This window comes from Streptomyces sp. NPDC051243 (genome assembly GCF_044455405.1).
Lineage (GTDB): Bacteria > Actinomycetota > Actinomycetes > Streptomycetales > Streptomycetaceae > Streptomyces.
The window spans coordinates 121,072-147,308 of the sequence record NZ_JBITES010000009.1; the positions used below are offsets into that span (position 1 = coordinate 121,072).

The 26,237-nt window shown below is 70.6% G+C and carries 20 protein-coding genes and 1 pseudogene; 9 read left to right on the forward strand and 12 right to left on the reverse strand.

Annotated features, from left to right (window positions below; all coding sequences use genetic code 11):
• Nucleotides 1-30: 30 nt before the first annotated feature.
• The 3 genes from ACIBAG_RS23670 to ACIBAG_RS23680 form a co-directional block, all read right to left on the reverse strand.
• The gene (locus tag ACIBAG_RS23670; RefSeq protein WP_399107481.1) at nucleotides 31-2,586 is read right to left on the reverse strand and encodes a hypothetical protein; all 2,556 of its coding nucleotides are present in this window, start codon (nucleotides 2,584-2,586) and stop codon (nucleotides 31-33) included.
• On the reverse strand, nucleotides 2,586-3,065 hold the full coding sequence (locus ACIBAG_RS23675; protein WP_399107482.1) for a hypothetical protein: 480 nt from the start codon (nucleotides 3,063-3,065) through the stop codon (nucleotides 2,586-2,588). The genes ACIBAG_RS23670 and ACIBAG_RS23675 overlap by 1 nt, the downstream gene beginning before the upstream one ends.
• 95 nt (nucleotides 3,066-3,160) lie before the next feature.
• Complete coding sequence (locus ACIBAG_RS23680) at nucleotides 3,161-3,526, reverse strand: DUF192 domain-containing protein (RefSeq protein ID WP_399107483.1); 366 nt, start codon at nucleotides 3,524-3,526, stop codon at nucleotides 3,161-3,163.
• 66 nt (nucleotides 3,527-3,592) lie between these two features.
• Here ACIBAG_RS23680 and ACIBAG_RS23685 point away from each other — a divergent pair, with 66 nt between their 5' ends.
• The 3 genes and pseudogenes from ACIBAG_RS23685 to ACIBAG_RS23695 all read left to right on the forward strand — a co-directional run bounded on the left by ACIBAG_RS23685 (nucleotide 3,593) and on the right by ACIBAG_RS23695 (nucleotide 5,991).
• Nucleotides 3,593-4,477, forward strand: coding sequence for an LLM class flavin-dependent oxidoreductase (locus ACIBAG_RS23685; RefSeq protein ID WP_399107484.1), 885 nt, complete (start codon nucleotides 3,593-3,595; stop codon nucleotides 4,475-4,477).
• Between the two features lie 150 nt (nucleotides 4,478-4,627).
• Nucleotides 4,628-5,062: pseudogene (locus tag ACIBAG_RS23690) on the forward strand (GNAT family N-acetyltransferase); the annotation flags it as partial.
• Nucleotides 5,063-5,199: 137 nt separating this feature from the next.
• Nucleotides 5,200-5,991 carry a methyltransferase domain-containing protein gene (locus ACIBAG_RS23695; RefSeq protein ID WP_399107485.1) on the forward strand — a complete coding sequence of 264 codons (792 nt, stop codon included), beginning with the start codon at nucleotides 5,200-5,202 and terminating at the stop codon, nucleotides 5,989-5,991.
• Nucleotides 5,992-6,009: 18 nt separating this feature from the next.
• Here the strand turns inward: ACIBAG_RS23695 and ACIBAG_RS23700 are convergent, their stop codons facing one another.
• The gene (locus ACIBAG_RS23700; RefSeq protein ID WP_399107486.1) at nucleotides 6,010-7,167 is read right to left on the reverse strand and encodes a winged helix DNA-binding domain-containing protein; all 1,158 of its coding nucleotides are present in this window, start codon (nucleotides 7,165-7,167) and stop codon (nucleotides 6,010-6,012) included.
• 1,687 nt (nucleotides 7,168-8,854) lie between these two features.
• Here ACIBAG_RS23700 and ACIBAG_RS23705 point away from each other — a divergent pair.
• From ACIBAG_RS23705 to ACIBAG_RS23720, 4 genes are all read left to right on the forward strand, one after another.
• Nucleotides 8,855-9,628, forward strand: coding sequence for an isoprenyl transferase (locus ACIBAG_RS23705; RefSeq protein WP_399107487.1), 774 nt, complete (start codon nucleotides 8,855-8,857; stop codon nucleotides 9,626-9,628).
• A gap of 340 nt (nucleotides 9,629-9,968) precedes the next feature.
• Nucleotides 9,969-11,294: a PhoH family protein gene (locus ACIBAG_RS23710; RefSeq protein ID WP_399107488.1), complete on the forward strand. Its 1,326-nt coding sequence runs from the start codon at nucleotides 9,969-9,971 to the stop codon at nucleotides 11,292-11,294.
• 400 nt (nucleotides 11,295-11,694) lie between these two features.
• Nucleotides 11,695-12,399: a transglycosylase SLT domain-containing protein gene (locus ACIBAG_RS23715; protein WP_399107489.1), complete on the forward strand. Its 705-nt coding sequence runs from the start codon at nucleotides 11,695-11,697 to the stop codon at nucleotides 12,397-12,399.
• 249 nt (nucleotides 12,400-12,648) lie between these two features.
• Nucleotides 12,649-14,040 (forward strand): AI-2E family transporter, encoded by a 1,392-nt coding sequence (locus ACIBAG_RS23720; RefSeq protein WP_399107490.1) that lies wholly within the window; start codon nucleotides 12,649-12,651, stop codon nucleotides 14,038-14,040.
• A 56-nt stretch (nucleotides 14,041-14,096) separates the two neighbouring features.
• Here the strand turns inward: ACIBAG_RS23720 and ACIBAG_RS23725 are convergent, their stop codons facing one another.
• Together ACIBAG_RS23725 and ACIBAG_RS23730 are read right to left on the reverse strand one after the other, a co-directional pair.
• Nucleotides 14,097-14,630, reverse strand: coding sequence for an alkyl hydroperoxide reductase (locus ACIBAG_RS23725; protein ID WP_399107491.1), 534 nt, complete (start codon nucleotides 14,628-14,630; stop codon nucleotides 14,097-14,099).
• 5 nt (nucleotides 14,631-14,635) lie between these two features.
• A complete protein-coding gene (locus ACIBAG_RS23730) occupies nucleotides 14,636-15,190 on the reverse strand; it encodes a peroxiredoxin (protein ID WP_399107492.1) in 555 nt (184 codons plus the stop codon).
• 137 nt (nucleotides 15,191-15,327) lie between these two features.
• Between ACIBAG_RS23730 and ACIBAG_RS23735 the strand changes: the two genes are divergently transcribed.
• Nucleotides 15,328-16,275 (forward strand): LysR substrate-binding domain-containing protein, encoded by a 948-nt coding sequence (locus ACIBAG_RS23735; protein ID WP_399107493.1) that lies wholly within the window; start codon nucleotides 15,328-15,330, stop codon nucleotides 16,273-16,275.
• Between the two features lie 18 nt (nucleotides 16,276-16,293).
• On the opposite strand, the gene ACIBAG_RS23740 is transcribed toward ACIBAG_RS23735, so the two are convergent.
• From ACIBAG_RS23740 to ACIBAG_RS23760, 5 genes are all read right to left on the reverse strand, one after another.
• Nucleotides 16,294-18,627, reverse strand: coding sequence for an ABC transporter permease (locus ACIBAG_RS23740; RefSeq protein WP_399107494.1), 2,334 nt, complete (start codon nucleotides 18,625-18,627; stop codon nucleotides 16,294-16,296).
• On the reverse strand, nucleotides 18,624-19,313 hold the full coding sequence (locus ACIBAG_RS23745; RefSeq protein ID WP_031483739.1) for an ABC transporter ATP-binding protein: 690 nt from the start codon (nucleotides 19,311-19,313) through the stop codon (nucleotides 18,624-18,626). Before ACIBAG_RS23745 ends, ACIBAG_RS23740 begins: the two co-directional genes overlap by 4 nt.
• Nucleotides 19,310-19,834: a PadR family transcriptional regulator gene (locus tag ACIBAG_RS23750; RefSeq protein WP_031483740.1), complete on the reverse strand. Its 525-nt coding sequence runs from the start codon at nucleotides 19,832-19,834 to the stop codon at nucleotides 19,310-19,312. The genes ACIBAG_RS23745 and ACIBAG_RS23750 overlap by 4 nt, the downstream gene beginning before the upstream one ends.
• A gap of 106 nt (nucleotides 19,835-19,940) precedes the next feature.
• Nucleotides 19,941-20,189, reverse strand: a complete 249-nt coding sequence (locus ACIBAG_RS23755) for a hypothetical protein (RefSeq protein WP_399107495.1) — start codon at nucleotides 20,187-20,189, stop codon at nucleotides 19,941-19,943.
• Nucleotides 20,186-21,130 carry an SPFH domain-containing protein gene (locus tag ACIBAG_RS23760; RefSeq protein ID WP_399107496.1) on the reverse strand — a complete coding sequence of 315 codons (945 nt, stop codon included), beginning with the start codon at nucleotides 21,128-21,130 and terminating at the stop codon, nucleotides 20,186-20,188. Before ACIBAG_RS23760 ends, ACIBAG_RS23755 begins: the two co-directional genes overlap by 4 nt.
• A gap of 320 nt (nucleotides 21,131-21,450) precedes the next feature.
• On the opposite strand from ACIBAG_RS23760, the gene ACIBAG_RS23765 reads away from it, so the two are divergent.
• Nucleotides 21,451-23,844, forward strand: coding sequence for a transglycosylase domain-containing protein (locus tag ACIBAG_RS23765; RefSeq protein WP_399107497.1), 2,394 nt, complete (start codon nucleotides 21,451-21,453; stop codon nucleotides 23,842-23,844).
• 51 nt (nucleotides 23,845-23,895) lie between these two features.
• Here ACIBAG_RS23765 and ACIBAG_RS23770 read toward each other — a convergent pair whose 3' ends face one another.
• Complete coding sequence (locus ACIBAG_RS23770; RefSeq protein WP_399107498.1) at nucleotides 23,896-26,025, reverse strand: SpoIIE family protein phosphatase; 2,130 nt, start codon at nucleotides 26,023-26,025, stop codon at nucleotides 23,896-23,898.
• Nucleotides 26,026-26,237 lie beyond the last annotated feature (212 nt).

The following is a 26,237-nucleotide window of genomic DNA, read 5'->3' on the forward strand; positions in this document are numbered from 1 at the left end:
GCCAACCGGAAGCCGCTCGGAGCGGGCGCCTCAGCGGTGACCCGGCTGCTCCAAGGTGGCCTGGAGGGCGCGGATGTGGGGCTTCCACAGCCAGGCTCCGGTGCCGTCCGGGAGACCGGACGCCAGGGTCAGCACCCGCCGGGCGTCGTCGGGACGGCCCGCGCCGGCCAGGGCCCTGGCGTACTCGTACAGGTCACGGGCCATCTCCTCGCGGTGTTCCGGGTCGCCGTCGAGGTCCTCGCCGAGGCGCTGCTCGAACAGGGGGACGGCGGCTGCCCAGTTCCGTCGGGCCAGCTCCGTTCTGGCTCGGGCGATGGTGATCAGGTCGTCCTTGGCGCGGTCGTCGGTGCGGCCGTGGTCGCGCAGCCAGGCGTTGTCCTCGAGCGCGGTCAGTTGGGCGTCGGCCAGGGCCGGGTCGTCCGTCGCGATGGCGAGTTCCAGGCGGTGGAAGGTCAGGGTCATGATCAGGCGCTCGGCCCGGGCGTCGGGGCCGAGACCGCTGAAGTAGGCCTCGGCCTCGTCGAGGAAGGCCCGGTACCCGTCAGGGGTCAGCACGCCGAGGTGATACTCCAGGCGGCGCAGTGCGGTCGCCGTGATGTAGCGGCCCTTGGAGTTGCCCCGGCGCTCGTCCACCTCGATGGAGCGGTGGAACCACGAGCGCGCCGCCTCGGCGTTGCCGAGGAGGAACTCGAGGTAGGCGAAGTCGTAGTACATCGCCGAGAGGTTGTCCGGCGCCTCGTCGCCGGGGACGTCCGCCGAGACCAGGCGGCGCAGGATCTCGCCCGCTCGCGCCAGGTTGGCCGCGCCGCCCAGCCGACGGATCCGGGCCGACTCGCGGTGCGCCGCGACCAGGGCGAGCGCCTGCTGCCGCCCCGGGGAGGCGTGTTCCCCCAGCAGTTCCTCGTCGCTCAGCAGGGTCAGGACCCGTTCGTGCAGCTCGTTGCCGTCGGCGCGGTAGCCCAGTGTGTCGCCGAGCTGGTCGTGCGCTTCGAGGCTGATGACGACCCGGGCGAGCCCGCGGGCCAGCTCGTCCCGGACGTCCGGCGCGACCGCCCAGGCGGCGATGTAGTCGGTGACCAGGCTCCCGAACCCGACCTCGGTGTGCCGCGCCTTCGCCCGGCCGAACGGCAGACCTCCCAGCAGGCCCACGAGCGGGTCGAGGGCCTCGGGGACGCCCTCCTCCAGCGCGGTGACCAGATGTCTGGCCGTGTTGGTCAACGCGTAGACGTCCTCGCAGGACGCCCAGTCGTGGCCGTACAGACCGAGCAGGTTCCGGGCCAGTCGGAGGTGGTTCGTCGAGGGCTGCACGCTCCAATACTCGTCCCTGGACTCGGCGGTGAGGAAGTCCGCCAGGCTCCCGTGGCAGAACCTGACCTGGTCCTGGTCGACGCGCAGGATCGGCCCGAGGTCGTCCAGGACGGCCGCGAGAAGGTCCGGAGAGCTCGCGGGGAACCCGAGATACCGCGCCAGGTTGTGCGGCGGCAGCGGGGTGAAGGCGATCGCGAGGGTGGCCAGCAGGGGCTGGTAGTAGGCCTTCCAGCGGCTGTCTCCCGCCCTCTCGCCGGGGACGCGGCGCCCCGAGGCCCGGCGCGCCTGGCCGACCAGGTACTCGTAGAGGTCGTCGAGGCCGTCGGGGAGGCTGGCCGGGTCGAGCAGGTCGGGGACGGTCCTGGCCCAGAGCGCGGCGTAGAGGAAGACGTTGTCGGCCTTGCGCGCCACCTCGCGGGCCAGCCCGGGGCGTCCGGTGATCCCGGCGCGGGCGAGGACGGACGCGGCGTACTCGGCGATCTCGTCCTCGATCTGCCGGCGGTGCCCGTCCAGGCTGATCCGCGCGTACCGGCTGCGCTGGCGCAGGTAGAACTGCTTCAGCGGGAGCGGGCGGGTCGTCACCACCACCCGCAGGTTCTCCGGCAGCTCCGCGCAGTCGGTGAGCCAGTCGACGATCGAGTCCTCGCCGCCGGCCCAGCCGGTGGCCGCGCCGATCTCGTCCAGTCCGTCGATCAGCAGCACGATCGAGGCCGACCGATCGGCCTCGGCCAGCCGAGCCGCCGGCTCGATCAGCGCCTGTCTGGTCAGATCGGCCAGACTGGTGCGTGACAGGTCGTCGATGAGCTCCCCGATCCGGACCGCGATCACCTGCCCGGCCCGCGCCGCCGACTGCCTGACCTCGAAGGCCGTCCTGCGAAAGGACGACACGACCAGCCGGCGGATCTCGACGCCGATCAGGTCGTCGGCCTGCTCGACCTCCATCGTCGCGTTCACGGTCAGGTCGAGATCCATCAGCTCGGGCCGCAGCACCGCGATCTGGTGTCCCACGCGGACCAGGAACGCCCGTCCGTCTCCCGACGACAGCGGCGCCACACTGTCGCGCCGGATGAAGTAGCGAGGATTGATCCCCGGCTCCCGCGCCAGTGACGCGAGAAACGTGCTCTTCCCGGTCCCGGCGACCCCTTCGAGCACGATGAACCGGACACGTGGCGCGTCCAGGAGTTCCTTGACCTGCTCCACGAGCCAGTCCCGGCGGACGAGATCGCGGGTGAGGTGCTCGTCCAGGAGATCCTCGAAGAGCAGTTCGTCGCGGTGCATTACTCGAGCGAGTCGATCTGAACGCCGTAAGTCGGCCCCTGCGCCGACTTGCCTTTGACGATCCCTTCAACGTTCGACGACGCCCGCACGTCACCCAGCCGGACCCCCGCGGCGTTGTCCCCGAGCTCCTCGACCTCGACGACACCCCTGACCCGGTGCTTCGGGCGCGCCCGCCTCTCACCCTCGAAGTCGATCTGGCGATCGAGGAGATGCTCGAGCAACGTTCGCGCCCGGTCCAACGCCGCCAGCGCGTCCGCGTCGGCCATGACCTCATCGGCCGGCCGCGCAAGCACCCCGCTCAGCGTCCCCTGCAGTTCCTCCAGTTCGTCCCGCTGCTGCGGCGACGGCTCCCGCACAACCGGAAGGTCCCTGTCCTCACGTCGGCGATCCAGGATGTATCCGACGCGATCCAGGAGGAACGTGGCAACGACCGGTATCCCCGCAAGTGAGATGGCGGCCAGCGTTATCGGCTCAGGCATGCATCACTGATACCGAGGAATCCCTTGCGCTGTATGAGCTTCACGAGATTTCCACCGCCCGGTCCGCGGGGCGACCCGGCGCTGAAGCCGCCCGGTCACCGGGCGTCGACCGTCACCCGCACCCCGGCCCGGACCCCCCACTCCGCCATGACCCCGGCCCCCGCCTCCACCACATGCCGCGAACGAAGCCGCGGCAGACCCAACCGTCCCGGCTTCATCGTGCGTACGGCGATGACGTTCAGCTTCCGGTCGAGGTACGCGACGTCGATCGGGACGCGCATACGGAAGGTGTGCACACCGCCGGCCGGCGTGAGCAGCATCGCCCCGTCGACGGCGTCGCGCCCCAGGAGCCCTTTCGTACGGGCCCGGTAGGACGCGGCGATCTCGAGGGGGACCGAGACGTCACCCCGCTCCCCATGGACGACGAGGGTCCCCCGTCCGTCACGCCATCGCCGCCCCATCCCCGGCCACCTCCTGGGTCCCCATCTCTGTTGTCTGCCCGGTGCTACCCGGGTAGGAAAGCTCGCATGACCGCACTCGGAGCAGTATTCCGCCCCCAGCTCGCCCCCGAACGACTGCGATCCGTCGCCGAACTCGCCGACGCCACAGGCCTTGAGGAACTCTGGCTGTGGGAGGACTGCTTCCGGGAGGGCGGGATCTCCACGGCGGCGGCCGCCCTCGCCTGGACCGAGCGGGTCAGGGTCGGCGTCGGTCTGCTGCCGGTCCCGCTGCGGAACGTCGCCATCGCCGCCATGGAGGCCGCCACCCTGCACCGGATGTTCCCGGGGCGGCCGATCCTCGCCGTCGGGCATGGTGTGCAGGACTGGATGGGCCAGGTCGGGGCGCGGGCCGAGTCGCCGGTGACCTTGCTGCGGGAGCATCTCGACGCGCTGCGTGCCCTGTTGCGCGGGGAGCGGCTCACCGTGCAGGGCCGGTACGTCAAGCTCGACGACGTCGCCCTCGACTGGCCGCCCGCCGAGCCGGTGCCCGTCCTCGCCGGGGTCACCGGGCCCCGCTCGCTGCGACTCGCCGGTGAGGCCGCCGACGGGACCCTGCTCACCGCCTCCACGTCACCCGAGGTACTGCGGCGGGCACGGCAACTCATCGACGAGGGGCGGGAGTCGGCGGGACGCGCGGGCACAGGTGCCGAGCCGCATCCGGTCGTCGTCTATCTGCTCACCGCCACCGGGCCCGACGGCGCCGCCCGCCTCAAGGCCGAGCTCGCCGCGGAAGGGCTCGGCTCCGTGCCCGATCTCGGTGTCGCCGGGGACGCCGGCGCGGTCGCGAAGGCCGTGCAGCGGCTCGCGGACGCCGGTGCTGACACCGTGGTGCTGCAGCCGACGGGGGACGAGCCCGATCCGGAGGGGTTCGTGCGGTTCGTGGCGGAGGAAGTGCGACCGCTGGTTCCGTAGCCGCACGGGCCCGCGTCCGGTACGGCGGCGTTGTCAGTGGCTCCTGCCAGACTCCTGGGCATGAGCGAGATGAGCGATGAACTGGGCCATGGACAGGGCGATTCACCGAGCCACGGACAGGGCGGTGAACCGAGCCGCGGCAGCGCGGACGTCCGCCTCCGTGACGTGCTGGACTCCGACCTGGAGGCCTTCCTCGCCTACGAGCACGACCCGGAGGCCCTCCACCGGTCCAGATTCACGCCCCGGCCGCGCGACGCCTTCATGAAGCACTGGCGGACCGGAGTGCTGGGCGACGAGACCTGCCTCGTGCAGACCGTCACGGTGGGGGCCGACGTGGCCGGCAGCGTCGTCTCCTGGTGGGACGGCGACCGCCGCTTCCTCGGCTACTGGCTCGGGCGGCCCTACTGGGGGCGGGGCATCGCCACCAGGGCGCTCGCCCTCTTCCTGGAACTCGACCGCACGCGCCCGCTGTACGCCGACCCCTTCCACGGCAACACCGCCTCCGTACGCCTCCTCGAACGCCACGGCTTCCAGCACGCCGGCACGGTCCACCACGGCGACGACGAACATGTGCTGCTGGTTCTCCCCGACGCCGACGCCGACGCAGACGCCGCGGCCGGCACCGACGCTGCCCCCGATGCCGATGCCGATGCCGATGCCGATGCCGGCGACGACCGGAAAATCGGAGGCGGTCACTGACGACTCCCTGGGACGATCACCGTATGGAGAAGCCGCAGCACCCCCGCACCTTTGAAGACCTCGTCGCCGAGGGCACCGCCGTCCCCACCGAGGGCTGGGACTTCTCCTGGTTCGAGGGGCGCGCCACCGAGGCCCGGCCTTCCTGGGGATACGCCACGTCCCTGGCCGAGCGGCTGTCCCGCGCCACGGCCGCTCTGGACATCCAGACCGGGGGCGGAGAGGTACTCGACTTCGCCCTCGGTCGCGCGGTCAAGGCTCCGCCTCTCACCGTCGCCACCGAGGGCTGGCAGCCGAACGTCGCCAAGGCCACCGCCCTCCTGCGACCGCGCGGCGTCGCCGTCGTCGCCTGTCCCGAGGACGCCCCGCTGCCCTTCGCCGACGACACCTTCGACCTGGTCGGCAGCAGGCACCCGGTCAGCCCGCACTGGTCCGAGATCACCCGCGTCCTGCAGCCGGGCGGCAGCTACTTCGCCCAGCACGTCGGACCGCGCAGCGTCTTCGAGCTCGTCGAGCACTTCCTCGGCCCGATCCCCGACGAACAGGGCAACGCCCGCCACCCCGACCGCGAGCGTGCCGCAGCAGAGGCAGCGGGGCTCGACATCGTCGATCTGCGGGCCGAGCGACTGCGCATGGAGTTCCACGACATCGCGGCGGTCGTCCACTTCCTGCGGAAGGTGGTGTGGATGGTCCCCGACTTCACCGTCGAGGCCTACGAACCCCGACTCCGCGCGCTGCACGAGCGGATCCAGACCCACGGCCCCTTCGTCGCGCACAGCACCCGCCACCTCTTCGAGGCCCGCAAGCCCGGCGCCTGAGCCCGTCCGGCGCGGCCCTCACGCGTGCGGACCGACGGTCACCTCCCCGACCACGAACTCCGCCTTCGCGTCCAGCACTTCGCCGACCCGCTCCACCTGCTCGCCCAGCTCACGTTCCTGCCGCGCCGTCAGCCGTCGTCCGACCACCTCCACGGTGACCGCCGTACGACGCCCCCGGCGGCGCTGGTGCCAGACCCCGGACACCACACCGTCCACCAACAGCACCGGATAGTTCCCCGCCTGACCACCCGCCAGCGCCCGCGTGTACGCCTTCCCGGGGAACAGCGACTCCCGCGGCTGCGCGGCGATGGCGTAGGCGTCGAAGTACGGCAGCAACCGCACGCCCCGCACGGGCCCGCCCGGAAACCCGGTGTCACCCGCCGCCACCCAGGCAACCCCTCCCTCGAACGACACCTCCTCGACCTCCCCGGCCTCCGCCAGCTCCCCGAACAACGCCACCGCCCATCCCGCCGGCGCCGCCAGCCACCTGGCGAAGTGCTGCGGTGTCGCCGGACCGTACGCGCGCAGATACCGCCGTACGAACTCCCGAAGCGCCCCCTCTCCCGCCGCCCCCGGATCGAACCCCGGCGGCCGCGTATACGTCACCTTCCGCCCGCGATCGGGCCCGAAGCACAGCGCGCCCGACCGGCCCGCCCGGTGCATCACCTGCCGCCAGCGCGGCCACAGGTCCTGGAAGGCGGGCATCACCAGGTCACCGGCCCAGGGGCCGGTACGGGCGACCACTTCCTGGCCCAGCTCCTCCACGGTCAGACAGACCCCGTCCAGGGCGTCCCCGATCGCCGCCACGATCTGCTCCGCCTGTTCCTCGGTCACCCGTACGTCCGGCGGAAACGGGCTCGGCCCCCGCGGAACGGCGCTCAGCGCACCGCACCACAGAGGCAGTTCGGCGGCGGGGAGCAGATGTACGGTGCCGCGCGGACCGAACGTCTTCACAACCGACCGGTCGTCCCAGAGCGCAGCCCGCACCTCCGCCCGCGTCACCCCGGCGGCCCGCACCCCCACCGACACCTCGGCGGCGGACAGCACCTGCGCATGCGCGCCCAGCATCGCCGCGACCACATCGGCGACCGGCGTTCCGAGCCCCGCGGGACGGTCCAGGAACTGCCGCTCCAGCCGCCGCGCGCTCGCCTGATCCCACGTGACAGTGACAGTCATAAGGCGACGTTAGGCCGGATAGAGGCCAGAAACTGTCCGCTATTCAACGGCGGCGCGAACCCTGAGCCGCGCCCGGTGCAAACCACGCATCCGTGCCCGAACACCGTCCATCCCCTGCACATCCAAGGAGCCCACACCTTTTCCACATTGTTATGACGGCTGACTCGCTTTCTCCCCGCTCGCCGCGTAAGTTCAGACCAAGGTAATTCGCGTACGCAAAGCTGCGCGGCGGCACCGCGCAGTGGAGGGGGCTGCGCGGTGCCGTGCACCCTCACACCCCCTGCTGGACGCGCATCGCATCGCCCCCGCCCCCGCCCCGCCGGGCCATCGGCACCGTCAAGCCGACGTTCGCGGTCGGGGTCACCCAGGGGAGGGAAGCCCGGACAAGTCACCGAGCGGCCCCCAACCCACGGCAAACCCTACGGATCCATCCGCATCCCCCGCGTTTCCCCAGGCAATCCGCTCCCGCAGGGCCACGATTCCGCCACGAAGACGCCGTCCGAAGGCCACCGCGCCGTCGCCGAGCGATTTCGGAGAGTAGTTGTGGCACGCCGATGCGCGCAGCATCCCTTACGAAGGGTTATGGTGGAAACCCCCCCTCGGGCCGGTCCGTCTCCCCCCCACGGACCGGCCCGTTTTTTCTGCCCACCCACCCTTACGCCTCTCCCGAACAGCCGCCTCCCCCCGACCGAGGGACGAGCCCGCACCGAATGAGGGCCGAGGCCGACGCCGATCGAGGCACTGGCACTCACGGCAACGAGCAGCCGATGCCACCACGACGGCCAGCCGTGACCTCACAGACGGGCCGCCGGTGGAGCGGGCGGGGGGACCTGTCGATGGGCTGCCGGGGTGTCGTGGGTGGAGCGGGTGGGGGACCTGTCGATGGGCTGCCGGTGTGACGGTCGGTGGAGCGGGCGGGGGGACATGTCGATGGGCTGCCGGGGTGCCGTGGGTGGAACGGGTGGGGGACATGCGACGGGCAGCCGGGGGTGCCGTCGGTGAAACAAGCGGGGACATCCGACGAGCAGCCGGGGGTGCCGTCGGTCGAACAGGCGGGGGCCGCGTCGACGGGCAACCGAAATCCCGTCGGCGGAACAGCTGGGGCCTCGTCGGCGGAACAGACGGCGAACACGTCGGTCGACCACCTAGGGCCACCCTCAATCACCGACGACCGCACCCACCTAAAGGGGCGCGGGGAACTGCGCGACCAGCCCCCACCCACCCGCACCCGCCACCCAACCCCACCCACCCCCACTCAAGGCGCCCAACCCGATCCGCACTCGCCGCCCCAAACCCAGACGCCCCAACCCAGGCACCCAACAACCACAACCCCCACCCCGCCTGCACCCGCCACCCAACCCGACCCACCCCTCACCCAAGGCACCCCCACCAAGGCACCCCCACCCCAGAACCCCGACCCAAGCCACCCCACCCAAGAACCCCGACCCAAGCCACCCCGACCCAAGAACCCCGACCCAAGCCACCCCACCCAAGAACCCCGACCCAAGAACCCCGACCCAAGAACCCCCGCCCCCACAACCACGGCCCAAGCCCCGCAGGGGTACGCTTCGGCGGTAGGCGACCGCCACCCGGACAGCACCCGCCCAAGACTGCGCCGCACGCCACCCGCAGCGCGCCGCAGCGCCCGCGCCGCCTGTCCGATCCGTACGGAGGGGCTGACAATCACGTGAACCTGCGCGACAAGCTGCGCGGCCTGCTGGTCAGGCTGTACGCACGCCGGGTGGAGGGTCACCTGGACCACGCTCAGGTGCCCAAGCACATCGGCGTGATCATGGACGGCAACCGCCGCTGGGCGAAGGCCGCGGGCTCCACCACCGTGCACGGTCACCGCGCCGGCGCGGAGAAGATCGAGGAGTTCCTCGGCTGGTGCACCGAGACCGACGTCGAGGTCGTCACCCTCTGGCTGCTGTCGACCGACAACTTCGACCGCCCGCAGGAGGAGCTCGTCCCCCTCCTCGGGATCATCGAGGACGTCGTCCGCTCCCTCGCCGCCGACGGCCGCTGGCGTGTGCACCACGTCGGCACTCCCGACCTCCTGCCCTCCCAGATGCAGACCACGCTGAAGGAGGCGGAGGAGGCCACCGCCCACATCGACGGGATACTGGTCAACGTCGCCATCGGCTACGGCGGCCGCCAGGAGATCGCCGACGCCGTGCGCTCGATGATCCTCGACGCCCACGACAAGGGCACCTCGATGGAGGACCTCGCCGAGTCCGTCAGTGTCGACCTGATCGGCCGCCACCTCTACACCGGCGACCAGCCCGACCCCGACCTCGTGATCCGCACCAGCGGCGAGCAGCGGCTGTCCGGATTCATGCTCTGGCAGACGGCCCACTCCGAGTACTACTTCTGCGAGGTCTTCTGGCCGGCCTTCCGCAAGGTCGACTTCCTGCGCGCCCTGCGTGACTACGCGGCGCGTCACCGGCGTTACGGCGGCTGAAACGCCACCCCCCCAGCGGGGGGGGGCGCGAGTACCGCATTTGGGGCGGAAGTAACAAGGAGTTCACCAGGGCGCCGTCATATGCGTAAGCATGGCGCCGCATGTTCGAGGGCATAAGCCAAGCAGGTCGACACCCGAACCACGGGTGTCGTATCTCAGCGGGCGGCGCCGGAGCCGTCCGCCCGGGAGGCCCTTTGCACCAGCTCGACCGTGCGATCACGGCATGGAAGAAGCAGTGGAGGGCCGGTTCTCGGCCCGTGCTCGACGTGCAGGGCGGCCGACGACCGGTCCAGCTCCACTCCGTCGCTCCCCGACCTCATCCGAGGGGGTACGTCCTTCCGTGGTGACCAGCACAAAGCGCCACAAGCCCGACCGGCGCACCTACGTTCTCGACACCAGCGTCCTGCTGGCCGACCCGAACGCCCTGATCCGCTTCGACGAGCACGAGGTCGTGCTCCCCATCGTCGTGGTGACGGAGCTGGAGGCCAAGCGGCACCATCCCGAACTCGGCTACTTCGCCCGGCAGGCGCTGCGCCTGCTCGACGACTACCGGGTGAAGCATGGCCGTCTCGACGCCCCCATTCCGATCGGGGACCTCGGCGGGACCGTCCGTGTCGAGCTCAACCACTCGGACCCCAGCGTGCTGCCGACCGGCTACCGCCTGGGGGACAACGACTCCCGTATCCTCGCGGTCGCCCGCAATCTGCAGGCCGAGGGGTTCGACGTCACCGTCGTGTCGAAGGACCTGCCGCTCAGGATCAAGGCCTCGTCCGTCGGTCTCCTCGCCGAGGAGTACCGCGCCGAGCTCGCCATCACGGACTCCTCCGGCTGGACCGGAATGTCCGAACTGACCCTGCCCGGCGAGCAGGTGGACGTCCTCTTCGAGGAAGGGCACGTCTACGTCCCCGAAGCCGCCGACATGCCCGTCCACACCGGACTGACGATCCACTCCGAGCGCGGCAAGGCGCTGGGCCGGATCACGCCCGAGGGCAACGTCCGTCTGGTGCGCGGGGATCGGGAGGCCTTCGGCATCAAGGGCAGGAGCGCCGAGCAGCGGATCGCGCTCGACCTGCTGCTCGACCCGGACGTCGGGATCGTGTCCATGGGCGGCCGGGCCGGCACCGGCAAGTCGGCGCTGGCGCTGTGCGCGGGTCTTGAGGCGGTGCTGGAGCGCCGGCAGCACCAGAAGGTGATGGTCTTCCGGCCGCTGTACGCGGTGGGCGGGCAGGAGCTCGGCTATCTGCCCGGCACCGAGGCCGAGAAGATGAGCCCCTGGGCGCAGGCGGTCTTCGACACGCTGTCCGCGGTCACCAGCCGCGAGGTCATCGAAGAGGTCACCGCGCGCGGGATGCTCGAAGTCCTGCCCCTCACCCACATCCGCGGCCGCTCGCTGCACGACGCGTTCGTGATCGTGGACGAGGCACAGTCGCTGGAACGGAACGTCCTGCTGACCGTTCTGTCCCGAATTGGAGCCAATTCGCGGGTGGTTCTCACCCATGATGTGGCCCAGCGGGACAATCTGCGGGTCGGGCGCTACGACGGTGTCGTCGCCGTCGTGGAGAAGCTGAAGGGGCATCCCCTCTTCGCCCACGTCACGCTGACGCGGTCCGAGAGGTCCCAGATCGCCGCCCTTGTGACCGAAATGCTGGAGGACGGGCAGGTCTGACCCGAGTGCTCAACTTGCGGTAGTTACCAGCTGATTGGCGCCGTTCGGAAAGGCAGAGAGCCTATCCGGGCGGCGCCTCGGTGTGTGCGGCTTTCCGGAAAAGCCCAGGGACAAACGAGGTGTGAGCTTTCACACGCAACACAGAATTGCCTTGCGGCGTCCGGGTACGGCAGAGTCTCACTCCTGTCAGGCCCCGCATACGACACACCTGTACCCCCAGCGGTACGGAACCACAGCAGCACCACAGCCAACTGCATAGCGCCGTCGTATGCCGCCCGAGTCTTCACGCGGCGCTCCCCGCAAGGGAGTTGCCCACCGGGTCCGTGCCTCCCGTGACCCCGTAGGTGGGAGGCCAGCGCCAGGGGCACGATTGCGTCCGCCAGGGTCACCGAAGCGGGCGATGCTGGAAGGAAACCGTGTGAGTCCGATTTCGGTCAGGGGATTCGCAGTGGCCTCGGCCACCGCGGTCACCGCTGTCGGAAGCGTCGTCGGCGTTGCCTCGGGCAGCACCGCGCAGAACAACGACGCCGAGGCGACGGCTGCCGATTCGACGCTCCTCGCGGACATACCCGCGGGCCAGCAGGCCCAGGTGCAGACCGAATCCCTGACGGCACAGGCCAATGTCCAGGCCATCGCCGCGGACGCGAGCGCCAAGAAGGACGCCGAGGAAGCGGCCCGCAAGGCAGCCGCCCAGACGGCCTTCGACAAGAAGGAAGCCGCCGAGCAGGCCGCGAAGGAAGCCAAGGAGCGCGAAGAGGCCGAGGCGAAGGCCTCACGGTCCTCCTCCGCGGACTTCCCGATCCAGAGCTCGTACACCATCGAGCAGATCCAGGCGATGGCCCGCCAGATGGTGCCGGCCGACCAGTGGCAGTGCTTCAGCAACATCGTGGACCACGAGTCGGACTGGAACTACCGGGCCGTCAACCCCTCCTCCGGTGCCTACGGCCTCTTCCAGGCCCTGCCCGGTTCCAAGATGTCGTCCGTCGGCTCGGACTGGCAGACGAACCCGGCGACCCAGATCAAGTGGGGCCTCAACTACATGAACGAGCGGTACGACAGCCCTTGCGGCGCCTGGTCGTTCTGGCAGGCCAACAACTGGTACTAGGCGCTCCGCCGGTCCGGCCGACATACGTCGTTGGTTGTGTGCGGCGCCGTCGTGGCTGGTCGCGCCCGCGCGGCGGAGCCGCACGCTTCATGCAGCCCCGCGCCCCTGGCGGCGCTTCTCAACCCTGCGTTGCCCCTCACCGTCCTTTGGTGAGGGGCCTTCGCGCTTTCGTGCCCCGGTGCCATGTACGGTCGGACGCAGCGACTCCAGGGGGGAGTGGTGAGGAAAGACGGGGGAAGAGGACGGATCATGTCGCGAGTGCCAGGGTGGCTCGGTCGGCTCGGCGCCGGACTGACCGAGATGAGTGAGCGGTTGGACGAGCGTCGTGCCGCGGTGGAGCGGGAGGACGCCGAGTTCCGGCCGGAGCGGGGGGCCGACACCGCCACCGACGTCGCGCCCGAGCCCGTGGCCGCCGACGCCCCGGCACCGCCCGCCGACCACGTCCCCCGGCCCCCCGACTACGCGCCCGCGGCTCCGCCGCCCCGCCCCGACCCCGCACAGGTCGTGCCGTGGGGCGTACGGGTGGCGGCGGAGGCCGGCTGGCGGCTGCTGGTGCTGGCCGGCACGCTCTGGGTGCTGATGCGGGTCATCAGCGCCGTACAGCTCGTCGTGCTGGCGTTCGTCATCGCGCTGCTCCTGACCGCGCTGATGCAGCCCTCGGTGGCGTGGCTGATGCGACGCGGGGTGCCGCGCGGGCTCGCCACCGCGCTGACCGCGATCCTCGGGTTCGTCGTCATCGGGCTGATGGGCTGGTTCGTGACCTGGCAGGTCATGGAGAACATCGACAACCTCTCCGACCAGGTCCAGGACGGTATCGACGAACTGCGCAACTGGCTGCTCAACAGCCCGTTCCACGTCACCGACAAGCAGATCAACGACATCGCCGAGAACCTCCGGGAGGCGATCGGCGCCAACACCGACGCGATCACCTCGGCCGGACTCGAAGGCGTGACGGTCATCGTCGAGGCGCTCACCGGCATCCTGCTGGCGGCCTTCTCGACGCTGTTCCTGCTCTACGACGGCAAGCGGATCTGGCAGTGGACCCTCAAGCTGGTCCCGGCCGCGGCCCGTCCGGGCGTTGCGGGGGCCGGGCCGCGGGCCTGGGCGACGCTGACGGCGTATGTGCGCGGCACGGTGATGGTCGCCCTGATCGACGCCGTCTTCATCGGCATCGGGATCTACTTCCTGGACGTCCCCATGGCCGTCCCGCTGGCCGTCTTCATCTTCCTGTTCTCCTTCATCCCGCTCGTCGGCGCGGTGGCCTCCGGTGCTCTCGCCGTGGTCGTCGCCCTGGTGACGCAGGGCGTCTTCACCGCGGTCATGACCCTCGTGGTCGTGCTGGCCGTCCAGCAGATCGAGGGCCACGTCCTGCAGCCGTTCATCCTCGGCCGCGCGGTCCGTGTCCATCCGCTGGCGGTGGTGCTGTCGGTGGCGGCCGGCGGCATGGTGGCGGGGATCGGGGGCGCGGTGGTGGCCGTACCGCTGGTGGCGGTGACGAACACGATCGTGGGGTATCTGCGGGCGTACTCGCAGCAAGCGGCGCTTCGCTACGCGCCCGAGCCGCGCGGGGCCACGGCGGTGGGTGTGGCTTCCGCCGACCCGTCACCCCCGTCCGGCCAGGACAAGCCGGTGTCCGAGTGATGACAAGGGCCCGTTCACCCCGAGGGTGAACGGGCCCCACGTTTACCGGCGAAGCGCTACTCCGCCAGAACCGCCTCCGCGTCCAGCGTGACGCCGACCGCCTGGACGACGGACGCGATCTTGAACGCCTCCTGGACCGTCTCCCGGTCCACGCCCGCCTTGCGCAGCACCTGCTCGTGCGAGTCGAGGCACATCCCGCAGCCGTTGATGGCGGACACCGCGAACGACCACAGCTCGAAGTCGACCTTGTCGACACCGGGGTTGCCGATGACGTTCATACGGAGCCCCGCGCGCAGGTTGCCGTACTCGTGGTCGGACAACAGGTGCCGGGTGCGGTAGAAGACGTTGTTCATCGCCATCACCGCGGCGGCGGACTTCGCAGCGTTGTACGCCTCCGGCGAGAGGTTCGCCTTCGCCTCCGGCGCCAGCTCGCGCAGCACGACGGGGGAGCGGGAGGCGATCGCGGTGGCGAGCACCGTGCCCCACAGCTGCTGGGCCGGGAGGTCCGAGTTGCCGATGACCGAGCCCAGGTTGAGCTTCAGGTCCTTGGCGTAGTCCGGTATACGGGACTTCAGGGAGTCGAGGGACATGTCACTCACTCTCCGGCGAGGAGCTTGACCGGGTCCAGGGTCTCCTCGCCCTTGGTCCAGTTGCACGGGCACAGCTCGTCGGTCTGCAGGGCGTCCAGGACCCGCAGGACCTCCTTGGGGTTACGGCCGACGGAGCCGGCGGTCACCATGGAGAACTGGATCTCGTTGTTCTGGTCGACGATGAAGACGGCGCGCTTGGCGAAGCCGTCCTCGCCCTCGATGCCGAGGTCGCGCATCAGCTCGTGCTTGGAGTCGGCCATCATCGGGAACGGCAGGTCGCGCAGGTCGTCGTGGTCCTTGCGCCACGCGTGGTGGACGAACTCCGAGTCACCGGAGAAGCCGAGGACCTGGGCGTCGCGGTCGGCGAACTCCTCGTTCAGCTTGCCGAAGGCCGCGATCTCGGTCGGGCAGACGAAGGTGAAGTCCTTCGGCCAGGCGAAGACGATCTTCCACTTGCCCTCGTAGGTCTTGTGGTTGATCGTCTCGAACTCCTTGCCCTTCTCCAGCGAGACGCAGGCGGTCAGTTCGAACTCGGGGAACTTGTCACCGACAGTGAGCACACGCTCTCCTTGCAGCGAAAGAGACACCTGTTCGGTACAGGTGTCTCCAGGTGGGTTGGACCTTACCGATCCTCGCACGGGCTGCATTGATACGGGAAATAGCTAGACTCGGTCGGGTTGATCGGAGAGTTCTATCAGTGACCGTGAGTAAGAGAAGGCAGCCCAGCCTCGCCCAGTTGCGCGCCTTCGCGGCCGTCGCCGAGCACCTTCATTTCCGGGACGCCGCCGCGGCGATCGGCATGAGCCAGCCCGCTCTGTCGGGTGCCGTATCCGCCCTGGAGGAGTCACTCGGAGTGACGCTCCTGGAGCGCACCACCCGCAAGGTGCTGCTCTCGCCCGCCGGCGAGCGTCTGGCCGTACGGGCCAAGGCCGTTCTGGCGGAGGTCGGGGCGCTGATGGAGGAGGCGGAGGCGGTGCGGGCCCCGTTCACCGGAGCCCTGCGCCTCGGGGTCATCCCTACGGTGGCGCCGTATCTGCTGCCGACCGTTCTGCGGCTCGTCCACGGCCGGTACCCGCACCTCGACCTCCAGGTGCACGAGGAGCAGACCGCCAGCCTCGTCGAGGGGCTCACCACCGGGCGCCTGGACCTGCTGCTGCTCGCGGTGCCCCTCGGCGTGCCCGGCATCGCCGAACTCCCGCTCTTCGACGAGGACTTCGTGCTCGTCACGCCGCTCGGCCACCAGCTCGGCGGCCGCGAGGGAATCCCGCGCGAGGCCCTCAAGGAGCTGAACCTGCTGCTGCTGGACGAGGGGCACTGCCTGCGCGACCAGGCCCTGGACATCTGCCGGGAGGCGGGCCGCGAGGATGCTCCGGTGACCACGACGGCCGCCGGTCTGTCGACGCTCGTCCAGCTCGTCGCGGGCGGCCTGGGCTGCACGCTGCTGCCGCGCACCGCCCTCAAGCTGGAGACGACCCGCAGCAACTGCCTGCTCACCGGCTCCTTCGCCGACCCCGCCCCCACGCGCCGCGTCGCCCTCGCCATGCGGACGGGGGCGGCGCGGGGAGCGGAGTACGAGGAGCTGGCGGCCGCGTTGCGGGAGGCGCTGCGGCCCTTGCCCGTACGGGTGCTGGGGGCCGACGCCTGAGCCTCGGCCCCCGTTCGTTCACTCCGTGCGCAGCCCGTCCGGCCGCATCAGCCGCAGCAGCGGCGGCAGGCTGAGCAGCGTCACCGCGAGCACGACTCCGGCGCCGATGCCCGTCATCGTCAGCACGCTCGCCCAGTCCACGCTCACCGTGGCCTCGACCATCTTCAGCAGCACCGCGCCCAGCGTGAGCCCCACCACCGAGGCAAGGAGCAGGCCCAGCGCGATCGGGATCGCCGTCTGCCACAGCACCGACAGGCTCAGCGTGCGGCGCCGGGTGCCGAAGGCGACCAGGGACGACAGCAGCTTCTTGCGCTCGCGCAACTGCTCCAGCTGGGAGACCAGCAGGCTCGCGCCGATCAGCAGCAGGACACAGGTCGCGCCGACGAACAGGCCGTTGCGGATGGCGCGGAACTCCTCGGACTGCCGACTGGCGGTCAGGGCGCTCACGTCCGTCAGCGGATCGACCCGCGCGGCGGTGTTGCGCGCGAACTCGGCGGCGTCCGGCACCGAGGTGTCCAGCGAGAGGTACACCTTCTCGAACATGCCCGCTGCCGCGCCCTCGGGCAGTGCGCCCCGGGTGAACAGCAGGCCGCCGCGCGCGTAGCCGGTGGGATCCTCGCGTTGCGCCGCCGCCTTGATGCCGGTGGGCACCTTCCAGGGCACCGTGTGGCTCGGCGAACCGGGGTAGGCCGGGTCGAAGTACAGGGTCCGGCCCGGCGTGGTGAGCTTCTCCGTCTCGCCGTCGTACTCCGTGCCGAGGATCCTGAAGACGTCGCCGTCCCGGCAGGACGTCAGACGGGCCACCTCACGCAACTCGGCGCAGCCGGCGACGGTCACCTCGACCGAGGTGTCCGCCTCCTTGGCCCGGTCGCCGAGTACGCCCTCGGCGAGGGCCGTCGTGTGGCGTACGCCCTCGGTGCCCGTCAGCTGCCCGGCGAGCTCGCCCAGCGAGGCGTCGTCCCGCACGTAGAAGGTCAGCTGAGCCCGGCTCAGGTCGTTGCCCGTGTCCTCGGTGTAGTCGGACTCGACCCCGGCGAACAGCATCTGCAGGGCGATCGCCCCGGCCACCGCGACCGCGATGCCGTTGACCATGCGGGCTGCCGTGCCACTGCTCAACTGCAGCCTGCGAACAGCCAGTTGCCAGGAGACCGAGCCCGAGTTCAGCCGGGCCACCACGGCCTCGACGAGCCACGGCAGCAGCGCGGTGACGCCGACCAGCAGCAGTACGGTGCCGCCGATCACCATCCACTCGTTGAAGTTCCCGTTGCCGTTGCCCTGACCCATCATCGGGTACAGCAACGCGAGGCCGGCCAGTGGCAGCAGCAGACGCCACCACAGCCGACGGCGCGGGGGCTTCGCCGTACGGACGACGCCGAGGGGCTCGATGACGACCCCGCGCAGCGCGAACAGCGTCACCAGCACGGCCGCGGCCGGTACGGCGACGGCGACCAGCGCGGCGAGCGCGGGCGACGGATTGAGGTCGCTCGGGAACACGCTGATGTTGCGCACCTTCAGCAGGGACGCCAGCTGACGCCCCGCCAGGAAGAACCCGGTACCGAGGACGAGCCCGAGCAGCGCTCCGGCGAGTGCCTCGCCGGCCGCGACCCGGCGCGCCATGCCCCCGTCCGCGCCGACCAGCCTGAGGGCCGCGAGGCGACGGTCCCGGCGCTCGCCGCCGAAGCGCACGGCCGCCGCGATGAACACGCCGACCGGCAGCAGCAGCACCACAAAGATGATCATGACGAGCAGGATCAGGATCGGGTCCAGCCCGTCGTCCACCGCCCCCGAGGAGGGACCGAAGTAGTCGATGCGCTCGATGGAACCGTTGCTCAGATGGCCTGCCATCCCCGAGCCGCCCGCGTAGTAGGCGAGTTCGGCGGGCCCGACGAGTCCGGACTTGTGGATGGTGCCGGTGATCCGATAGGGGATGCGTTCGCGCAGCAGCTTGCCCGAGTCGGACTCCAGCAGGCGCTTCAGCGCGGGCGAGGCGACCATCTCGCCCTTCGCGGGGAACTTCTCGACACCCGGCGGCAGCGGCGCCCGCGAGCCCTCGGGCTCCAGGAGGCGGCCCCGGATGTCCTCGGTGCGGAAGGTCGTGTCGACATTCGCGATGATCAACGTGTCGTCCGCCTTGGACAGCTGCTGCGCGCCGTACGTGAAGTCGTCCCGGGCGGTGCCGCGGTGTTCGCGCTCGGTCAGCGCACTCGGCACGGCGGTCGTCAGCAGCAGCAGCGCCACCCCGAGCCCGACGCCGACGGCCGTCAGCAGGGCCCGGACCCATCCCTCCCGTCCGCCGGCGAAGGCGAACCGAACCCCCAGGGCCAGATCCTTGCCCCACTGGCCGACGCTCATACGACGCGCTCCATGTCCCGGGACTTGCCGTCCCGTACGACGATCTCGCGGTCGGAGTAGGCGGCGACCCGGGCCTCGTGCGTGACGAGCACGACGGCGGCGTTGGTGGACCGGGCAGCGTCCGTCAGCAGCTCCATCACGCGCTCGCCGTTGAGGGAGTCGAGCGCTCCGGTCGGCTCGTCGGCGAAGAGCACGCGCGGGTTGGTGACCAGCGCACGGGCGACGGCGACGCGCTGCCCCTGACCGCCGGAGACCTCACCGGGCCGCTTCTTGCGCAGGTCGTCGACCTCCAGCCGCTCCATCCAGGTCAGGGCGGCCTTCTCGGCCTCCTTGCGGGAGGTGCCGTTGAGCCGCAGCGGAAGGGCGACGTTCTCGACGCAGGTCAACTCCGGTACGAGCTGCCCGAACTGGAAGACGAACCCGAACTCGGAGCGGCGGAGCGCACTGCGCTGGGCGTCGCTCATGGTGGCCAGCTCGCGGCCGTTGTAGGTGATGGACCCCGAGTCGGGCGGCACGATGCCGGCGAGGCAGTGCAGCAGCGTCGACTTGCCGGAGCCCGACGGCCCCATGACGGCGACGACCTCGCCGGGGTGGATGGAGAACTCGGCGCCGTCGAGGGCGACGGTCGGGCCGTAGGCCTTGCGCAGCTCCTCGGCCGCGAGCAGGGAACCGGGCGGCGGAGTCACTTGGCCACCACCTCCGCCAGCTTGTCGAGGCGCGCGGCGGTGAGTTCCAGCCAGCGCAGGTCGGCCTCGAGGTGGAACAGGGCGTGGTCGCAGATCAGCTGATCGGCGAGATCGCCTTTCCGTTTGCGGTCGGTGAGGATCCGCATCATGCGCAGGTGCTCGGCGCGCTGGGTGTCGAGGATGTCGGCCGCGTTGCGCCGGGTGAGCAGGGCGAGGACGACCTTGGTGTACAGGGTCGACTGGAGGTACGGCTCCGGCTTCTCGGGCGTCGCGAGCCAGCGCTGCACGTCGGTGATACCGGCGTCGGTGATGGCGTACCGCTTGCGCTCGGGCCCGCCGCCGGGCTCGATCCCGTCGACCTCGACGAGCCCGTTCTTCAACAGCCGGGACATCGTCGAGTAGACCTGGCCGTAGTGCAGCGGCCGGTCGTGACCGAACTTCTCGTCGAAGGCCCGCTTGAGGTCGTAACCGTGGCGGGGGCCCGACTCCAGGAGCCCTAGAAGGGTGTGACCGATGGACATGCCAAGGACTGTACACGGGGTGTATACGCCACATGTATACGCAGAGTGTGTAGATCCCCGGGGTGGGGTGCGTAGCCCCAGGTGGGGGTCGATTGTCACGGTTCTGCTACTGGGACTCGGGAGGGTTCACCGGGGGACGCCCCCGGCGGGGAATCGGCTTGGCCTCGCCCGGCAGCCGCCCCGCCTCCGCCAGAGCGCGCCGCAGCAGGAACTCGATCTGCGCGTTGGCCGAGCGCAGTTCGTCCCCGGCCCACCGTGCCAACGCCTCGTACACGGACGGGTCGAGCCGCAGCAACACCTGCTTGCGCTGCTGCGGCCGACGCTTGGGAGCCGAGCCCCCGGAGGGAACCGTCACTGGTAGAGCGTCCCGGTGTTGAGGACCGGCTGCGGGGACCGGTCACCGCACAGCACCACCATCAGGTTCGACACCATCGCCGCCTTCCGCTCCTCGTCCAGTTCCACGATGTCCTGCTCGGAGATCCGCGCGAGCGCCGCCTCCACCATGCCCACCGCCCCGTCGACGATCTGCCGCCGCGCCGCGACGACGGCCCCGGCCTGCTGCCGCTGCAGCATCGCGGAGGCGATCTCGGGAGCGTACGCGAGATGTGTGAAGCGCGACTCGATGATCTGCACGCCGGCCGCCTCCACGCGCGCGTGCAGTTCGAAGGCGAGCTTCTCGGTGATTTCCTCGGCGTTGCCGCGCAGCGACAGGCCGCACTCGTCATGGGCGTCGTACGGGTACTCGATGGCGATGTGCCGCACCGCCGCTTCCGTCTGGGTGGCCACGAACTCGAGGTAGTTGTCCACCTCGAAGGTCGCCTGCGCGGTGTCCTCGACCTTCCACACCACGACCGCGGCGAGCTCGATCGGGTTGCCGTAGGCGTCGTTGACCTTGAGGACGGCCGTCTCGTGGTTGCGGACCCGGGTCGAGATCCTCGTACGGGACGTGAGGGGGTTCACCCAGCGCAGTCCGTCCTGCCGGATCGTCCCCCGGTACCGCCCGAAGAGCTGGACGACCCGGGCCTCACCCGGCGCGACCATGTTCAGCCCGCACATGGCGAGGGCGGAGGCGATGAAGACCAGGACCCCGGTGATCGCCAGCGCCGCCGTGCCGCCGGCCGAGGACATGAGCGCGCCGCCGCAGATCAGCCCCAGCCCGATCAGCAGCCCGGCCAGCGCGAGCAGCAGGGCCCGCCCGCCGCCGATGCTGTGCGCGGCGAACTCGCGCACGCGGGGCGCGGGCATGGCGGGCACGTCGGCGGCGACCGCTATGGCGTCGTTGTTGTCGTTGGGCATGGGTGTGTCCCCCGTTTCCTCCGGAAGCCGCAGCGGGTGCCGTGCGGCTTCCGTCTTCCGGCTTCGGTCCAGCTCTTCTGGCTTCGGTCTGGCTCACTAGCTTCGGTCTAGCTAAGTGATATCACTTTACCCCGTCCGAGCAACCCTACGCCCCCCTCAGCCGTCGGTTCCGTTGGGACAGGTGCTGATTGTCACGTCCGTAAAAGCCCGGATCGGCAGTCCTTTGTCACAACTTCCGGTGTTAGCTTTCTGAGCTGACCTGAGCGGCGAACCTGTGTTGCAGGCGTGCACACAAAAGCGAAGCGGAGCGGAACGGACCCATGGGACGAGCGGAAGAGAGACGAGCGCGTCAGCGTGGCGGCCGCCGCGCCGCCCCCCGGCGTTCGTCGGGGACGCCGTCGGCCGCCGCCGGAGGCGATTCGGTCACCGTGGTGGGCTCGGCGCCCGTCCCGGGAGGCCGGGCCGCGGCCCGCCGGGCGGCCAAGGGCCGTGGCGGCAAGGGCGACGGCAAGGGCCGAATACGCCGGCTCTTCACCTGGAAGAAGATCCTCGGCACGTTCCTCGGCACCTGCCTGCTCGTCATCGGTGCCTTCATCGCGCTGTACCTGTACGTGGACATCCCGGAGGACAACGCCGCCGCCCGGGCCGCCCAGCGTCAGAGCAACATCTACAAGTACAGCGACGGCTCGACCCTGGCCCGTGACGGCGAGGTCAACCGCGAGATCGTGGACCTGTCCAAGGTGCCGAAGGAGGTCCGGTACACGTTCGTCGCCGCCGAGAACAAGTCCTTCTACAACGACAACGGCATCGACCTGAAGGGCACGGCCCGCGGTGTGCTCAACACGCTGATGGGCAAGGGCGCGCAGGGTGGTTCGACGATCACCCAGCAGTACGTCAAGAACTACTACCTCAGCCAGGAACAGACGGTCAGCCGCAAGCTCAGGGAGATCGTCATCTCCCTGAAGGTCGACCGCCAGATGTCCAAGGACGAGATCCTCGCCGGCTACATCAACACCAGCTACTACGGCCGCAACTCCTACGGCATCCAGGCCGCCGCCCAGGCCTACTACCGCGTCGACGCCGACAAGCTCGACGTCGAACAGGGCGCGTATCTCGCCGCGTTGCTGCAGGCGCCCAGCCAGTACGACTGGGCGGTCGCCTCCGACACCGGCAAGAGGCTGGTCAAGGCCCGCTGGAACTACGTCCTGGACAACATGGTCGAGGAAGGCTGGCTGGACAAGACCGAGCGCCAGGGCATGAAGTTCCCCGAGCCGAGGGAGCCGAAGCCCACCGCCGGCCTGGAGGGCCAGAAGGGCTATCTGATCGCGCTCGCCAACCGCCAGCTGGAGGACCAGCTGATGAAGGAGCAGGGCCTGAGCCGTTCCCAGGCCGAGGCCGCGGTCGTCGACCAGGGCTGGACCATCACCCTGAACATCGACAAGAAGAAGCAGGCCGAGCTGGAGAAGGCCGTCAAGGCACAGCTGACCAGCAAGCTGGACAGCAAGAAGCGGAAGGTCGACGCGGACATCCAGGCCGGCGCGGTCTCCGTCGATCCCAAGACGGGCAAGGTCGTGGCCCTGTACGGCGGCGTGGACTACTTCAAGCACTACACGAGCAACGCGACCCGCACGGACTACCAGCCGGCCTCGACGTTCAAGCCGGTGATCCTGGCCGCCGCCCTGGAGGAGAACGCCGAGACGCGGTCCGGCAAGCCGATCACCGCGAACACGATCTACGACGGCACCAGCAAGCGGCCGGTCGTGGACAGCAGCGGCAAGAAGGTCGGCTTCGCCCCCGAGAACGAGGACGACGAGAACTACGGCCCCATCACGGTCCAGACGGCGATGAACAAGTCGGTCAACTCCGTCTTCGCGCAGATGGGCGTCGACGTCGGCATGGAGAACGTCATGGACGTGGCCGGCAAGCTCGGCATGGACGTCGCCGACGAGCAGGCCGTGCCCGCCCAGACGCTGGGCACCATGGGGGCGAGCCCGCTGCAGATGGCAGGGGTCTACGCCACCCTCGACAACCACGGCAAGAAGGTCACGCCGAGCGTCATCAAGGCGGCCGAGCACAACAGCCAGGCGGTCGAGATGCCGAACCCCATCGGCGAGCAGGTCATCAGCCGGGAGTCCGCCGACACCGTCACCTCGGTGCTGACGGGCGTGGTCGACGACGGTACGGCCCGCAAGGCCGTGGCGAACAACCCCGAGCACGACGGCCAGAAGGTCGCCGGCAAGACGGGTACGTCCGACGACAACAAGTCGGCCTGGTTCACCGGCTACACGCCCGACCTGGTCACTTCGGTGGGCCTGTTCGGCGAGGACGACAAGACGCACGCCCAGACCAAGATGTACGGCGCCGGCGGCTTCGACCGCGTCAACGGCGGCGGCTTCCCGGCGGAGATCTGGGCGGCGTACATGTTCGGCGTGACGAAGACGGACGCCAGGTTCGACCTCGAGACCGACCAGGGCGCGGCGGTCCAGCCGACCTGGACGCCGACGCCGTCGCAGGAGCCGACGACCCAGGAGCCGACGCAGACCCCGACGACCCAGAAGCCGACGGAGACCCCGACGACCGAGGAGCCGACGGAGACCCCGACGACCGAGGAGCCGACGGAGACCCCGACGACGCAGGAGCCGACGGCACCGCCGACGAGCGAACCGACGGACGACGTCACGCTGGACCCGGTCAGACCCGACGACGGCCAGTAGCGACGAGAAGGGGCACCCGGCATCATGCCGGGTGCCCCTTCCCGTCGGGTGTCACCCTCGGTTCAGCTCGAACCAGACGACCTTCCCGGTGCTCAACCGCGTCGCCCCCCACCGTCGGGCCAGCCGGTTCACCAGGTAGAGCCCACGGCCGCCCTCGTCGGTTGCCCGGGCCTGGCGCAGACGGGGCAGTTGTGGCACGTCGTCGCCGACTTCGCAGCGCAGCACATCGGTCCGCAGCAGCCGGAGGGTGACCGGCCGCGAGGCATACCGCACGGCGTTCGTCACGACCTCGCTGACCAGCAGCTCGACCGAATCCGTGAGTTCCTCCAGGCCCCACCGCGCCAACGCCCGCCGCGCGAGCCGCCGGGCACGGCTCGGCGCCGCGTCCTCCGGCTCCAGGAACCAGTACGCCACGTCGCTGGGCGCGATCCCGTCGAAGCGGGCGGCGAGCAGCGCGATGTCGTCGTCCCGGTCGCCCGGGCCCAGCATGTCGAGGACCTCGTCGCAGAGGGCCTCCAGCGGCGGCGGATGATCAGGGCCCGTGAGCTGGGCGGTCGCGGCCAGCTTCTCGCGCAGCTGCTCTATGCCGGTCCACACGTCACGCAGCCGGGACTCGACCAGACCGTCGGTGTAGAGGAGCAGCGTCGCTCCGGCCGGCGCGTCCAGCTCGACGGCCTCGAAGTCGACGCCGCCGACGCCGATCGGCGCGCCCGCCGGAACCCGCAGCACCTCCGCCCGGCCGCCCAGGTGCAGCAGAACGGGCGGCGGATGGCCGGCGTTGGCGATGGTGATGCGGTGCGAGACCGGGTCGTAGACGGCGTACAGGCAGGTGGCCATGCGGTCGGTGCCGAGCCGCTGGGCCTGTTCGTCGAGGTGGTGCAGGACCTCCTGCGGGGGCAGGTCGAGACCGGCGAGGGTCTGGGCCGTCGTCCGCAGCTGGCCCATGATCGCGGCCGACGTCATGGAGTGGCCCATGACATCACCGACGACCAGCGCCACGCGGCTGCCCGGCAGCGGGATCGCGTCGTACCAGTCGCCGCCCACCCGGGCCGTCTCGGCCGCCGGGAGGTAGCGGGAGGCGAGCCGTACGCCCGTCGGACGCGGCAGTGTCTCCGGGAGCATGGTGCGCTGCAGTTCGTCCGCGATGTACGCCTCACGGCCGTACAGCACCGCCTTGTCGATGCCGAGCGCGCTGTGCGTGGCGAGCTGGGCGGCGACGAGGAGGTCGTCCGGCTCGAAGGCGAGGCGGTCCGGGCGGCGCAGGAAGACCGCGGCGCCGATGACCCGGCGGCGGCCGCGCAGCGGGGCGAGGATCGCCCTCTGACCGTCGGGGATGATCAACTGGCCGTCGTCGCCGAGGAGCTCGGGCAGGGCGGCGCGGGCGGCGGGCGCGTCGGCGAAGACGGGACGTACGCCGCGCAGCACCTCGGCGAGCGCGCCGCCGGGCCGCACCTCGCACAGCTCGGCGGTGAGCGCGGACAGTTCGGCCAGCTCGGTCGGCTCCGGCTGGGCCTGCGCGGGCAGGAAGCCGCCGCCCTCGGTGTCCCGCTCCTCGGGGATCCGGTCGGTGCGGCGCAGGCGCAGCACGACGGGGCCCGTGGGCCGCTCGTCGCCGACCGGAAGCGGGTCGCGCAGATAGACGAGGATCGCGTCGGAGAAGGTCGGCACGGTCGCCCGGCACAGCCCCATCACGATCTCGTCCAGGTCTATGCCGCGGGCGATCCGCCGGGTGGCGGCACCCACGAAGCGCAGCCGGTCGCCGTCCCGCCGCATCGGCGTGGGGCGCCCGGGCGGCAGGCTCTGCCCGGTGCGCCGCTCGGCGGACGCCTGTGACGGCTCGGTGCCCGGCTGGGGCGGTATGGCCTCCGGGACGGGCCGCGGCCGGTGTGTGTCGGGCTCGGCGGCGACGGAGGGCTGCGAGTGCTCGGGGCCGTTGCCGACGATGACTGGGGGCTCCTTGCTCGGGCCGGACGGCGTGTGGGTGCCCGGCGTGGAAGGGGTCTCTCCGGTGCGCGCCTGCGCCGGTAAGGCTGCTGCGCCGCCGGGGTTGTGCGGCGGCGTGGAGTGCGTCGTCGACGGCGTCGAGGTACGCACGAGCGCCCCGCGGGACTCCGCGGGGTCGACGCCCGTCTCGGGGCGTTCGAAGGAGGTCGGCTGCTCCGTCACGCCTTTCGAATCCATCCGTCCGGGGCTGCGCGCCACGCGTGCAGTTCGTCCCGCCGAAACTCCGATACCCGGAATACGTGCCCCAGGAACGGAATTCCCGCGTGGCCAGAGGCAGTTCCTGTGCCGCCGATGGAACCTCCGCGGCCCGTACCGGCGCCACGGGCGTTGCCCTGGTAACCCTCGCTCACGTCCTGCCGCCCCTCGGTGACGATCGGTCAAGCCCGGCG